This is a genomic window from Hydrogenophaga sp. OTU3427 (assembly GCF_038440225.1).
Lineage (GTDB): Bacteria > Pseudomonadota > Gammaproteobacteria > Burkholderiales > Burkholderiaceae_C > Hydrogenophaga.
The window spans coordinates 1-235 of record NZ_JASATI010000150.1; the positions used below are offsets into that span (position 1 = coordinate 1).

A 235-nucleotide genomic window follows, 5' to 3' on the forward strand; every position below is an offset into this window, starting at 1 on the left:
GGCGCCGACCGCGACCTGGTGAAGATCTGGCAGAAGATGAACGCCAAGCGCTTCGACAACATCATGCTCAAGACCAAGACGGTGGGGGCCAAGGCCACGCCCGAGGGCATCGAGGTGACGTTTGCCGCAGCGGAAGAGGGCGGCACCGCGCCCGCGCCGCAGGTCTACGACCTCGTGCTGCAGGCCGTGGGCCGCACGCCCAACGGCAAGAAGATCGCCGCCGACAAGGCGGGGG

1 pseudogene is annotated in these 235 nt (G+C 68.5%); it reads left to right on the plus strand.

The window, feature by feature from the left end:
- Positions 1-235: pseudogene (locus tag AAHB17_RS24690) on the plus strand (dihydrolipoyl dehydrogenase); the annotation flags it as partial.